The following is a 14,820-nucleotide window of genomic DNA, read 5'->3' on the forward strand; positions in this document are numbered from 1 at the left end:
AAAAAATTGGACAAATCAAATTTAGTGAAAAGTAAACTTTTTAAACTGTTTTTTTTAATATTGTCGAATGTGATTTTTCTTTTTTAATTTATTATAAAGTTTTGTTAATTAATAGATTATGCGTTTTTAATGATGCTTATTTCTTTGAAAATTATAAAAAATGTTCTTTTGAATTTGTAATTTTGATAAAAATAAAGTCATGGTTGGGCTTGAGAATCGATGCAAAAATTGCAGTCAGCATTTACTTTTGGATCAGAAGTATTGTCATGCCTGTGGTCAGAAAACGGATACGCATCGGATTAATTTTCATTTTCTCCTCCATGAAATTCAGCACGGCATTTTTCATGTAGATGGCGGAATTGTTTTTACGCTTAAAGAACTTTTTACAAGACCTGGCCATACGTTGCGCGAGTATTTGGAAGGAAAACGGAAACCGCATTTTCCACCGATACTTTTTGTTTTAATTATGGGATCTGTGTGTGCCCTGATTCAATTTTTTTTAAATCATAAGGTAGAAAAAAAAGAAGATTCCACTTTTGAAACCAATTTATCAAAAAATGAAATTGCGCAATACATCGATTTTAAACGTTTTGTTGCCTACTTTACTCATATCTTCCAATGGCTGGGAGAACATCTTGCTTTTACCATTTTATTAATGCTTCCTATTTCTGGTCTGGCTTTTTTTCTTGGATTTAGAAAGTATCGGTATAATTATTCTGAATGGTTGGTGATTCTTCTTTTTCTGGCTGGTCAGTGCTTAACGGTTTACGTTTTCTTTATTTTTATCAATCATTTTTTAGGTGATTTTAATTTACTTTTCTATATGATTTGTTGGGCTCTGGTTACTTTTTGTCTTATTCAATTATTTAATCAACGTGGAAAATGGTACGTTGTTTTAAGAACTTTCTGGTCCTTATTTCTAAGTTATTTATTTTCTGTCATCTATATTGTATTCGCGGTTTTAATTCTTATAGCAGTAGGACTACTTTTATACGGCTACGATAATATTATTCCCAGGGTTCTGAATAAAGGGTGATAAGTAACAGCAATTCAAAAAATCGAAGGGTATCTTTTACATTTAAAAGTTTTAATCAATACATTTGTATTTGATTTTTAAAATATAAAAATGGACTTTAAAAACTTTTCGATGCCGTATAGCATCAACCCCGAATATTCAAAAAAAGTGGCTTATTTTTCAATGGAATTTGCCATCGATCAAGCCCTAAAAATATACTCTGGAGGATTAGGTTTTTTAGCCGGTTCTCATATGAAAAGTGCCTTTAACCTCAAACAGGATTTGGTAGGAATTGGTATTTTGTGGAAGTTCGGTTATTACGATCAAGCCAGAAATCATGATCAAACTTTACAGGCAACCTGGACCAGAAAAATGTATTCTTTTTTAGAAGATACAGGAATTCAATATCAGATTGAAATTCATTCTGCACCAGTTTGGGTAAAGGTTTATTATTTGGCTCCTGAAATTTTTCATACTGCGCCGATGTTTTTCCTGTCGACAGATGTTCCGGAAAATGATCATATTTCAAAAACAATTTGTCACCGTCTTTATGATGCGAATGAATCGACTAAACTTGCTCAGTATATTTTATTGGGAAAAGGTGGTGCGAAGCTTTTAGATATGATGAATTTCGAAAGAGATGTTTATCATTTGAATGAAGCACATGGTCTTCCGGCAGCATTTTATTTGTTGAAGAAATTCGGTGGTGATTTGCAGAAAGTAAAAGAGAAATTAGTATTTACCACGCATACTCCAGAAGAAGCCGGAAACGAAAAACACAATATTTTCATGTGTCACGATATGTCTTACTTTTCAGGATTGTCGATTGATGAAGTGAAAACAATTGAAGGCGTGGAGGATGACCGTTTCAACCATTCGCTTTGTGCCTTGCGTATGGCGAGAGTTGCAAATGGGGTGTCGCAATTACACGGTGTGGTTTCAAGAGAAATGTGGAGTAAGTACTCCAAAATATGTGAAATCAAGGCAATTACCAATGCGCAGGAATATAAATATTGGGCTGATAAACCTTTGTATCAATCGAAAGATGAAGACGATGCTACTTTATTCGATTTCAGAAAAAAACATTTGAAGAAAAGATTTTTCAAAATTGTAGCTGATCAGACGGGTAATTTATTTGATCCAAATGTGTTCACTATTGTTTGGGCGAGAAGATTTGCAGGTTATAAAAGAGCAGATCTATTACTTCATGATAAAGAACGATTTGAAAGATTATTAAATAATCCGAAATATCCCGTGCAGATTGTTTGGGCAGGGAAACCTTATCCAATGGATTATACCGCTATTTCTACTTTTAATAGTTTGGTAGAAGAAAGTAAGAATTATAAAAATATGGCGGTACTTACAGGTTATGAATTGGCTTTAAGTAAATCGATGAAACAAGGTTCGGATTTGTGGTTGAATAATCCACGCGTACCGAGAGAAGCATCTGGAACTTCGGGAATGAGCGCTGCGATGAATGGTTCTGTAAACTTGTCAACCGACGATGGTTGGATTCCGGAGTTTGCAAAACATGGCGAAAACTCTTTTGTTGTTCCAAAAGCAGATTACGAGAATATGAGCGTTTATGACCAAGATAATTATGACCTTAATAAGTTGTATGAAATCTTAGAAAACGAGATTATTCCAATGTATTATGATCGTCCGGATGAATGGAGGAAAGTTCAGCAAACTGCTATGGATGACGTGAAAGACGCCTTCAATTCTGATCGAATGGCAGATGAATATTACAAGCAAATTTACATCGACTAATTTTTTTTTAGATCAATTTAAATCCGTTCCGTTTTATAATGGGACGGATTTTTTTGTTTATTTTTAATGGTGAAATTAAAAACGAATTTATGAATCCAAGTATCTGGGAGCTCGAAACATTTTATAGAAAAAGAGATATCATTATTATTGGTGCGGGTTTCACTGGATTGTGGATTGCTATTTTGATTAAAGAAAAGTTTCCCGAAAAATCAGTTTTAGTGGTTGAAAGAAGTTCAATTCCAATTGGTGCTTCTACACGAAATGCAGGTTTTGCTTGCTTCGGAAGTCTCACTGAACTTATTGCCGATTCTGAAAAAATGGGTTGGCAAAAAACATTAGATTTAGTAAAAATGCGTTTTGATGGATTGCAAAAAATTAAAACTTATTTTAAAGCTGAAACCATCGATTTTGAAAGGTGTGGCGGTTATGAAATTTTAAATGATGATTCCATTTTATTTCAAATTGATGAAGTGAATGAAAGATTAAAAAATATCACGGGAATTCAGAAGACGTACTTTGAGAGTAATTCAAAAATTCAAGAATTTGGTTTAGCAAAAACAAAAATTTTAATTGAAAATCCTTTGGAAGGAAGTTTACATTCTGGAAAATTATTACACGAACTATTACAGAAATGCTATGATTTAAAAGTTGAATTTCTTTTCGGAACTGAAATTTTGGAGATTGTTGAATCTGCTGATTCTGTAAAAATAACTACTGAAAATATCGATTTAGAAACGGATAAATTAGTAATTGCAACAAACGCTTTTACTAAAAAACTATTTCCGGAAATAGATTTGGTTCCCGCGCGCGGACAGATTTTATTAACTGAACCTATAGAAAATCTAAAGCTGAAAGGTACTTTTCATTATGACGAAGGATTTTATTATTTCAGAAATTTAAACAATCGTATTTTATTAGGAGGTGGTAGAAACATGGATTTTAAAAATGAAGAAACTACTGACTTTGCTACGACAGAATTTTTACAAAATCATTTAGAAGAATTTTTGAAAGAGGTTATTTTACCGAATCAAAGTTTTAAAATATCACATCGCTGGTCAGGAATTATGGCCATGGGAACTGAAAAATATCCCATCATTGAAAAGATTTCCGATCGTCAAATTGCAGCTGTTCGACTTTCCGGGATGGGTGTTGCGCTCGCTCCAAAAGTCGGTGAACTTGTTGCGGAGATGGTTTAATCGTTTCTTTGACAACATATCTGTTAAGATAAAATCCTATTATTTTAAAGCTTATACTTCAAATAATAGGATTTTATTGAGACTCCAGTTTTTCTATCTGAAAAACAATTGAGCGTATATTTTCAAATCTAAAACTAAGTTGGAAACTTTTTAGTTATTCTCATCCAAATCGTTGTTCAATTTTTTATGTAATTTACTGTTTTTATAACCGTAAGAGAAATAAATTACAAGTCCAATTCCGAACCATACCAAGAACCAGAACCAGTTGTTGTGCGTCATTCCCGTTAAAAGGTAAAGACAAGAACTTAATCCCATCAGTGGAATAAGCGAAAGGTTTTTTACAAATGCTAAAATGCACAGTCCGAAGTTAATGATCAGGAAAAAGAACATTGATATTCTAAATTCACCTTCGTTAGGATCTTTCCAATCCATCAAATTATGGAAAAACGCTGGCTGCCAAAAATAAAAGAATGTTAATCCACCCAAGAAAATAATTGGGAATAGAAATCTTGAATTAATATACGGCATGTGAAATCTTCCAGGTAATTTTTTCTTGGCAGGTAGTAATAAGACTCCACCACAAACCAGCACAAATGCGAAGATAGTTCCGATACTTGTGAAATCTAAAATGAATGATTTATCAGTAAATAAAATCGGAATACCAACCACGATTCCTGTTGCAATCGTTGCATAAGATGGCGTATTATATTTGGGGTGAATGGTCATGAATTTTTTAGGCATTAATCCATCACGACTCATTGCGTACCAGATTCTCGGTTGTCCCATTTGGAAAACGAGTAATACCGTTGTGATTGCTACAACCGCTCCCAAGGAAACTACGAATTCCATCCAGGCGACGTTCGCATTTGATTTTTCAAAGATGAAAGCCAGTGGATCTCCGATGCCATCAAACTTTCTATAATCCACCATTCCCGTGAGAACCAAGGTTAAAATAATATAAATTACAGTACATAAAATCAAGGAAATAATCATTCCTCGTGGTAGATTTTTCTGTGGATCTTTTGTTTCTTCTGAAAGTACACTTAAGGCGTCAAATCCAATATAGGCAAAGAAAACGCCGGAAACCGCGCTCATTACGCCGGCAAAACCATTAGGCATAAAAGAATGTTCGCCTGTGATAATGCTTTTTGGAAACCAGTTGTCGGTATTCATATATCCAATTCCAACTGCGATAACCAAAAGAATGATGAATAATTTTAAAATAACGAAGATGTTATTAAAGTTTTTTGATTCTTTAATTCCAACATATACCAACCAGGTGATTAATCCATTAATAACTAAAGCAGGAAGATCTAAGATTATTTTTAAATTTCCGATTAACGGAGCGTTCTTCCAGGCATTAACGAGCTGTAAATTTTGGGAACCATTCATAAATGCTTTTTTAGCTTCCGGATAGCTGCAGGTTAAAAAGTCAGGAATATGAATTCCGATTCTACCCATAAAACTGGTGAAATAATCAGACCATGAAAAAGCGACATAGATATTTCCAAAAGAATATTCCATGATTAAGGCCCAACCGATAATCCACGCAATCAATTCACCGAAACTGGCATAGGCGTAAGTATAAGCTGATCCAGCTGTCGGAATTCTGCTCGCGAATTCTGCGTAACACAAGGCTGTAAAACCACAAGCAATACCACAAATAATATATAAAACGATGACTCCAGGACCGCCACGAAAAACGGCTTCACCCAAAGAACTGAAACTTCCGGCGCCAATAATGGCAGCAATACCGAAAAATACAATATCCCAAACGCCTAAAACACGCACTAAACCAGATGGTTGATCACTCTCTTTATATTGTTTTCTTCTGAAAAGTTGGTTCATCTTGAATATTTAATTTACACAAATGTAACAGAAAATTTTAAAAAACATAATTTTTCGCAACTTATATACTAAAATAGATGAAAATTATGTTTTAAGAAATAATGTATTTTTGAAAAAATTGATTTGATGAAGAAGTTTTATTTTTTATTCTTTTTAGGTGTTTTCTCGCTGGGCTTTTCTCAGTCCGTTCAACTTTATAACCCAAACACTTCTGTTGTTTATCCAAACGAACAATTCTTTTGTGTCGGTGAAAAATTTAATTTTAAAGTTGATGCTGTTTCCAGTTCGACTGGGGATTATGGAATGACCAACGTTTCTTCCAGTGATTTTGGACTTACTGCGGGATCGATTCCTATTAATTTTCCTTCTTCTGGAGCAGATAAATTTAGTGAAGCATTTCCGATTGGATTTAATTTTAGCTTTTACGGCAAGACCTATTCAAAAGTGGTTATGGGCAGCAATGGTCGATTGGTTTTCACGAACGATCCGGAATTAGATAATTTAAAAAATAATACGGTCTATGTGGATCGTACTTTCAGTGGAGTAACAGGGTACAATACGTTTTCTGCATTACCTTCTACAGATTACAATAAAATTTTCAGAACCAATCCAACGCAGGAACTCAACTTGGCGCAAATATTTTTTGGTTATACTGATTTAGTGCCTAAGTCTTCAAATGGATCAGTTAATTATTTATACAAAAATGTCAATTTAAATGGAGTCAAGGGACTTATGGTTTCTTTTCAAAATCAAATTAGAACCAATGGAACTGGAGGTATTTCGAGTAACGGATATAACAGTTATGTTTTGCTTTTAGAAGATGGTAGAGTAGTTATTTACGTTAGTGGTAAAACTGAAATTACTTATAATGCAATCCTCGGAATGCAGAATGATGATGCCACAAAATTTAAAGTTCCCACTCACAGTAATACCGCTTATAATTATAATAATGGACCCTGGAAAAGTGAAGGAATAGCGACACTTTTTACACCGAATCAAAATCTGACGCCTAAATTTAAATGGTATCAAAACGGGACTTTACTTCCAGAAAATTCTGATACATTATTAAATTTTACTCCAAATGATAATGATGTTTTAAAAGTTGAAGTTACCTACGAAGATCCGATTACTGGAACTCAGATTGGATCCGCGGTTTCTGATCAGGTACTTTTTAAAAGAATTCCTAAACCTGTAATAAGTTCTAACAGTGCAGGAGGTTGTGTAAGTGGAGTGACGATGACTGTTTCAAATGATCCTGATCTGAATTTTGAATGGTTCCGTGTTGGTAATAACACAGTCTTAGGAACTGGGAGTTCTTATTATGCTACCCAAACAGGGAATTATTTTGTTCGTGCTTCCCGTAAAATTTTGCCAGTTTGTTCGGAGGATTCTGCACCTTTTTCTGTGAATCTGAATTCTACAATTCCAGCCTTTAATCCAAATAATACGCCGTTGTATTTTTGCGAAACTGCCGGCGTTGTACCAAAAGATATCAATCTTTTTGATTATTATCCCACAGATCCGATAAAATATACCCTTAAATTTTTCCACGTTGGAAATGAAGTTTTAGATCCTGCCAATTTTTACATGTTGCCCAATACGTCAATTACAGTTACTGTAGATGTAAAAGATCCGGTGTCTGGTTGTGAACTGAATCATGATTTTGTAATCAGATATGATGCGCTTCCAACTTCATTCAATATTGTTTCTCAGAAATATTGTTTTGCTCAAACTTCTCTGGATTTAGCTAATTATCATAATGTTGTAGCGGGTCTTTTTCATCCTTATTTTGATTATTTGTATTCTACGGATGGAATTAATTATTCTACTAATTCTTTGGTTAACCCGCAATTGAATCCAAAAGTGTGGTTTAAGATTTTACCCAAGAATGCACTGCCAGGAAGTTGCTTTACGGTTTCCAGCATTGTTTTTAGTGAATATCCAAAAGTTATTGCGAATACACCAACCACGCAATTATCGCCACAATGTGCAAGTACAACGCAAACATTTGATTTAGCTTCTTTAATTTCTGAGATTAATCCAGATCCGAATGTTACAGTAACTTTTCATAATACTTTCCAAAATGCAATCGATGGAATTGGAGCTGTGGCTTACAATTTTCGAAGTGGATTGGGAGATACCACTTTGTACATTAGAGTAGCAGATAATCTTACAGGTTGCGTTTCGCCTGATCATCCGGATATTACGCTTTTGGTTTATAAAAAACCTACTAAACTTGTGAACGCTCTTAATGGAGCTTATTGCCAGGGAACTTCAAATATTAATATCACTCAAAATGCCATTTTATTAGTAAATGCACCATCTCCAATTACGGTCAGTTTAGAATATTATTCTACCAATGGAACTTTATTAACGGGGACTCAAATTACGAATTATGATATTGCAGTTTTTGGTCTGAATCCTTATGTCAAGTTAGTTTACAATACGACCTGTAGTGATATTATTCCAATGAGTATTTCATTTTTGCCAAAACCTGTCGCGATTAAATCACAAATTTTAATCTGTTCCGAAGTAAACTATTCATTACAAAATTTTAAAAATGAAGTAATTAATAATTCTTCAAACTATACTTTTACTGATCTTTCCGGAGCTCCACTTCCTGCCAATTTTAATTTATCAACTTTGCCTGTAGTAGTGAATTTCTTGATGAAAGATAATGCTACAGGATGTATTTCTGATCCGCAAACGGTTACTTTTATTCAAGGCGTAAATTCTGTTTTGTTAACTCAACAAACAGATTTTACGGATTGTGATAAAGATTTTGATGGAAGAATGGAATTTGATTTAGACTCCAAAAAATTAATATTTACAACTGATACCTCTGCAAAGTTTGAATATTTTAAAGATGTAAATCTTACTCAAACAATCGTTGGAAAATACACCAATGAAACGGCTTTTGCTCAAACCATTTTTGTGCGGATTACGATTGCTGGATTTTGTCCTTCCACTGCGAAAATTAATTTGAAAGTTAATACACCAAAAAAATCTTCCACTTTAATAGACAAATATTTCATCTGTTATGGCGAAACTTTGACCATTAATGCGGGCAGCGAAAATGATATTTTTGATTGGAGCGATGGAAAAGGAAGTTTACAAACTGCTACTTTTACAAAACCAGGAACTTATTCTGTGACTTTACAAAAAGGAATTAAAGGTTGTCCTTATACGCACAACTTTACGATTTCTAATGAAAACCAGCCCAAAATTAAAGTCATCAATCAAACCAATAATTCCATAGAAGTTATTGCGGAAGGTGGTGTAAAGCCTTATCTGTATTATTTTAATGGAGTTCCGCAGAGTTCAAATGTTTTACAAAATCCTACTGCATCATCTTATAAAATTCAGGTAGAATCTGCGACCGGATGCCTGGGAGAACCTAAAACGGTTTATTTCATTAAAATAAACAATGCCTTTACTCCAAATGGTGACGGAAAGAATGAGGTTTGGAAAATTGACAGTTTAGAGAAAATGGAAAAGGTTTCAATCGTTATCGTCGATCGAAACGGAACAAAAGTGTTTGAATCCAAAAATCCAAGCAAATCTGAATGGGACGGAAAACATAATGGCAGAGCCTTGCCAACTTCAACTTATTGGTATGTGATTTCCTGGTACGATTCGGTTACGCAAAAAACTGAGCAGCGACAAGGTTGGATTCTGATGAAAAATAGAAATTAACGAATTGTTTTTTTTGAACCTTTAAGGATTTTGCGACGGAATTAAAGTCATCAAGATTTTTTCGGAAACTACAATCGTGAATATTAATGTGAACTTTTTTGAAACATGCAGAGAAATAAAATTCATGTGACTGACGTGAAAATTAAACCATTAAGTTTCTTATTAAGGAGTTAAGCTCATTAAGGTTTCCTTCGGAGAAATTCTAACCAAAAAGTTTGGAAGAATAAATTATTGCATGATCTTTCTGTTTAGTTTATTTAAGAGAGTAAAACTTTTTTAATTTTTTGTTAAAAAAATCTCAATTTCATCTTTTTGATAATCAGAAAAGTACCGAGCTATTCGCTTTCATATAATCAGTAAATAGACTTGTACAAGCAATAACTTTTCGTTATTTTCGTTGATTAGAAAGCGTTGTTGGAGCTCGATGCTCTGATATAGCTTAAAACTTTTCGAAAATCAGGATTAAATGAATTCAAAGAAAATCTTAATAGCCACGGCCATATTCTATTTCGGATTATCCGAGGCACAACAATCTAAATACTTCAGCGACCGCGAAAATTACCGTTTCAACCTCGCAGAAAATCTTTACCAAAATAAAATTTATAACGCTTCTCAGTTTGAATACGCCCGACAGTATTTTTATAACGAGAATCTTTCCAATTCAAAAAAAGAAGCAGCTCAGTTTTTCGATAATGTCATCGGCGTTATTCTTCGTCAGAATCATGCGGAACAAGGCTTAGATGCTTTTATTAAAGAATATCCAAACTCAGCGTATTTCGCTCAGGCCAATTTACCGTTGGCAGATTTCTATCTGGCTCAAAAGGATTTTGATAAAGCTTTGGAAACGTTAAACAACGTCAATCAATATCAACTTTCAAGAGAAGAAAACACCCAGTATATCATGAAACTCGGTTATGCAAAATTCATGACCGGCGATTCTCAAGGTGCGATTGAGGCTTTAGAAGAAGCGTACAAAACGAGCGAAGGTTCTGATAAAAACGACATCGCCTATATGTTGGGACATTTGTATTACGCGGATGGACAAAACGATAAAGCGTTCACTTATTTCGATCAGATTAAAGAGAACGACAAATATGCACGTGTTGTAAAACCGTATTACGTGCAGTTGTATTTTAATAATAAAGATTACGACAAGGCGATTGTAGAAGGAAATGCCTTGCTCAACGAAAATATTTCCGCTGATTATAAAGCCGAAGTTCACAAGATGATTGGCGAAAGTTATTTCATGAAAGGGGATTACAGTTCGGCTTATCCACATTTGAAAATTTATTTGGACAGCAAGGGAAAACCGTCTGAAAGTGATTTGTACGAAATGGGATTTGTTTCAGCACATTTGAAAAAATATGATGAAGCAGTTTCTTATTATAACCAGTTGTTGAACAGCAATTCGGCGACTTCACAAAATGCGTATTACCAATTGGGGAACGCTTATTTAGAAGTGGGTAAAAAACAGGAAGCGCTTTCTGCGTTTCGTTCGGCATATCAAATGACTTACGATCCAAAAGTGCAGCAACTTGCTCATTTACAATATGCGAAGTTGAGTTACGAACTTGGAAATCCATTTGAATCGGCTTCGAATGTCATTCAAAGTTACATTACGAAATATCCGAAAAGTCCTGATACAGCAGCAATGAAATCACTTTTGGTGAAATCTTATTTGTATTCAGGTGATTATAAAGGAACTTTGGCGGCGATTGATAAAATGCCAAATTCTACTCCAGAAACGGATAAGGTAGATCAGGAAGTTTCGTACTTAATTGGAACAGAAGAATTCAATAAAGGGAATTTAGATGCTGCAGAAAAGTATTTTCTAAGAAGTTTAGAATTCAATATTAATAAAGAATTTCACTCAAGAGCGTTGTATTGGTTGGCGCAAACCTATTATCAGAAAGCAAATTACTCTTCGGCGATTGTACGTTTTGAAAAATTGCAGAATGAAAGTTTCCCAGAGAAACAACAGCTGAATTATGATTTAGGTTACGCTTATTTTAAATCAAAAAAATTCGACAAAGCGAAACAATATTTCGAAGCTTATTTAAAAGATCCAAAACCGGAGTTTAAAAAAGATGCAGAACTTCGTTTGGCAGATACGTATTATGCGAATAATGATCTGAATGAAGCAATTGCCATTTATGATAAAACGGAAAGTGCTGATGATTATACGATGTTCCAAAAAGCAATGGCTTTAGGATTTAAAGGTGATACCGTTGCGAAAATAGCGGAATTGAAAAAGTTACTTTCTCAGTATAAAAATTCAGAATATTTCGACGACGCACAATATGAAATCGGAACAGCTTATGCAGCGAATGATGATTTCAAAAATTCAAACGATTATTTCACACAAGTCATTAAAACCAGTACTGATAAAGATTTGGTAGCAAATGCTCAGATTTATCGTGCTCAAAATTATATCGACCAAAACGAAGATGCCAAAGCTTTATCAGAATTAAAGTCTCTTGGAAATCAATATAAAAACACGGCGTTTGCAAGTAAAATTGTTCAGGCAGCAAGACCTATTTTTATTAAAAATAATGATGTTTCAGGTTATCAGAATTTTGCTCAAAGTTTAGGCGTAAGAATCGACGCTTCAGAAATTGACGAAATTAATTTGAACACAGCGAAATCTTATTATGCGAGCAAAGAGTACCAAAAAGCCATTCCGCTTTTTGAAAAATATTTGACTCAAAATCCAACCGGAGAAGGTTTGTATCAGGCGCAATATGAATTGGGTGAAAGTTATTTCCAGACTCAGAATTCTACCAAAGCATTATTGGTTTTACAGGAAGTTGCGAATGTTCAGAACGATTATCAGGAAGATGCGCAAACCAGAATTAGCCAAATTTATTTAGCGCAGAATAATACCAATGAAGCGAAGAAATATTTGGTATCGCTTTCAAATTCTACAAACGTGAATGTCAAAAACTTCGCGAATGTTGAATTAATGAAGATTTACGCAGACGAAAAAGATTTCAAAAAAGCAGAAATGCTGGCTGATTTAGTTTTGCAGAATCCTAAAAATTCGGCTTCGGTGAATGAATTGGCGAAAGTCATTAAAGCCAGAAGTTTGATGAACAATGGCAAAGACAACGACGCTAAAACAGCTTATACGGCTTTAGAAAAATCATCAAATACCGAAGTTGCAGCGGAAGCTTTATATGCAAAAGCCTTCTATCAAAATAAAGGAAAAGCCTTTAAATCATCCAATGAAACGATTTTCAAACTAGCTAATAATTATGCTTCCGAAGAATATTGGGGTGCAAAATCTTTGGTCTTAATGGTTAAAAATTATATTGGCCTAAAAGACAATTACCAAGCGAGTTATACCGCCGATCAGATTATCGCCAATTATGGTGATTTCCCGGAAATTGTTGCAGAAGCAAAGGATTTAAAAAAGCAAATTAAGAAGTAAGACTTTTTGATAGCATAAACAGTTTTGAACTTTAATAATTAGCAAAGAATGCCAGTCAATGGCGAAACTCATTAATATGAATAAGAGAATTCAACATATATTTTTACTCGGTTTACTATTTTCTTCGACCGCAGTTTTTTCCCAGATCAAAGAAGAAAAATTGATTTTGGACAGAAAACGCGAACCGGAAGTAAAGAAAATCGAAAAGAAAAAAACTTCAATAGACGCAGAAAAAAACTATCCACCTGAAGAAAAATCTGCGAATCCGCCGACTTACGATATTACCAATGTTCCGGCATCTTCAGATTTTAAAACGTCATTAATTCAAGGGGAAGATATTTCTCCAAAGTTTGATGCAGAACATCAAAACAACTATTTCCAATTGGGAATGGGGAATTATGGTAAAATTCTAGCTGACGGAAATATTTCTACCAAATTAGAAAATGGAATGGAAGTCGGAGGTGATCTGCATTTTCTTTCTACGGCTGGTTTGCGTAAAGTTTACGACTGGAATTCAAAACAAAATTCTGGGAATGTTGGTGCGTATTTAAACTCTTACGGAGAAAAAGGGAAATTCAGCATCAACGCCGATTATGGTTTGAATGATTATAATTATTACGGGATTTATGCTTTGACGCCGGCTTCAAACAATGTTGATTTAAAACAGAAAACCAATCGTATTAAGCTAAATGGTTATTATGATTTTTATTCGAATGAAATTTTAAATGATGTTCGAGTAAAATCATCTTTCCTTAGCGATCACTTTAACGCAAAGGAAAATCAGGCAGAAATTATGGTGAATTTATCAAAGCATGGAGTAGAACTTCCGGCTTTTGATGACGTGAATTTCAATGCTGATTTGGGATTAAATTTAGAAACAGTGAAAACTGATTTTGAATTACTTGATAAAAATTCTTCTCAATTTTTGAATGCGACTTTAGCACCGAAAATGACTTTCTTTAAAGGAAAATCGTACTTAATGATTGGTTATGACTTCTCCTTTTTAAATGCTAAAAATTCAAATATGATTTTGGCGGAACAGGTGAAGAATAATAAAACGTATTGGTTTCCAAAAGCAGAATTACAGTTTGCAGCAGCCGATGAATTCAAATTTTATGCAGGAATTACGGGTGGTCTTAAACTAAACTCTTACGCCGATTTATTGGAGCAGAATCCTTATTTGGTTTCAGATCAGGAATTGCGCGCTACGGAAACGAAGTATAAATTCTACTTTGGTTTACGTGGAGATATAGATCAGAATATTAAATATGATTTCAGTGCAGGATTTGGGAAAATGAATGATATATTGTTCTTTAAAGCGAATGATTTATTTAATTCTGCAGTTGATTATAACCGTCCGGCTTACGATTTTGCAAATACTTTCTCTTCAGTTTACGACAACGGAACGGTGAGTGAAGCAAAAGCGAGCGTACAATATTTCCCATTAGCGAATTTGGCTTTAGACGCTGAATTGAATTTTGAAAAATATAATTTAGAAAATAATAAAAATATTTTCTACAAACCTTTGGTGAGAGCCAGTATAGGTGGTAAATATTCAATGTTGGATAAGAAATTAAACTTAGGTGCGAAAGCGATTTTTGCGACGGATCAGACAACTAATTCTTTTGAGTTAAATAATGATGGAATTAATCCCAACATTTTTATCTCTTCTGAAAACAGAAATGACAAAGTTGGTGGATTTGCTGATTTAAATTTGTCTGCAGAGTACAAAGTTCACAAAAATTTCAGTATTTTCGCACTCGGAAATAATTTACTCAACACCCAGTATCAAACTTACAAAGGTTATAAAGTTTTGGGAGCACAGATTTTGGGCGGTGTGAAAATTAGTTTCTAATGATAAGCAA

7 protein-coding genes are annotated in these 14,820 nt (G+C 34.0%); 6 read left to right on the plus strand and 1 reads right to left on the minus strand.

The genetic code is table 11. From position 1 onward, the window contains the following. The first annotated feature begins 199 nt into the window (after positions 1-199). The 3 genes from Q73A0000_RS01290 (at position 200) to Q73A0000_RS01300 (ending at position 3,981) form a co-directional block, all read left to right on the plus strand. On the plus strand, positions 200-1,036 hold the full coding sequence (locus Q73A0000_RS01290) for a DUF3667 domain-containing protein (protein WP_193812288.1): 837 nt from the start codon (positions 200-202) through the stop codon (positions 1,034-1,036). Positions 1,037-1,126: 90 nt separating this feature from the next. Then, positions 1,127-2,785, plus strand: coding sequence for an alpha-glucan family phosphorylase (gene glgP / locus Q73A0000_RS01295; RefSeq protein ID WP_193812289.1), 1,659 nt, complete (start codon positions 1,127-1,129; stop codon positions 2,783-2,785). Between the two features lie 89 nt (positions 2,786-2,874). Beyond that, the gene (locus tag Q73A0000_RS01300; protein WP_193812290.1) at positions 2,875-3,981 is read left to right on the plus strand and encodes an NAD(P)/FAD-dependent oxidoreductase; all 1,107 of its coding nucleotides are present in this window, start codon (positions 2,875-2,877) and stop codon (positions 3,979-3,981) included. Positions 3,982-4,131: 150 nt separating this feature from the next. Here the strand turns inward: Q73A0000_RS01300 and Q73A0000_RS01305 are convergent, their stop codons facing one another. Continuing rightward, positions 4,132-5,829, minus strand: coding sequence for an APC family permease (locus Q73A0000_RS01305; protein ID WP_193812291.1), 1,698 nt, complete (start codon positions 5,827-5,829; stop codon positions 4,132-4,134). A gap of 126 nt (positions 5,830-5,955) precedes the next feature. On the opposite strand from Q73A0000_RS01305, the gene Q73A0000_RS01310 reads away from it, so the two are divergent. From Q73A0000_RS01310 to Q73A0000_RS01320, 3 genes are all read left to right on the plus strand, one after another. After that, positions 5,956-9,525 carry a T9SS type B sorting domain-containing protein gene (locus Q73A0000_RS01310; RefSeq protein WP_193812292.1) on the plus strand — a complete coding sequence of 1,190 codons (3,570 nt, stop codon included), beginning with the start codon at positions 5,956-5,958 and terminating at the stop codon, positions 9,523-9,525. A 466-nt stretch (positions 9,526-9,991) separates the two neighbouring features. Continuing rightward, the gene (locus tag Q73A0000_RS01315) at positions 9,992-12,955 is read left to right on the plus strand and encodes a tetratricopeptide repeat protein (protein ID WP_193812293.1); all 2,964 of its coding nucleotides are present in this window, start codon (positions 9,992-9,994) and stop codon (positions 12,953-12,955) included. A gap of 76 nt (positions 12,956-13,031) precedes the next feature. Continuing rightward, a complete protein-coding gene (locus Q73A0000_RS01320; RefSeq protein ID WP_193813627.1) occupies positions 13,032-14,810 on the plus strand; it encodes a TonB-dependent receptor in 1,779 nt (592 codons plus the stop codon). Positions 14,811-14,820: the final 10 nt, after the last annotated feature.

The sequence above is a fragment of the Kaistella flava (ex Peng et al. 2021) genome, assembly GCF_015191005.1.
Classification (GTDB): domain Bacteria; phylum Bacteroidota; class Bacteroidia; order Flavobacteriales; family Weeksellaceae; genus Kaistella; species Kaistella flava.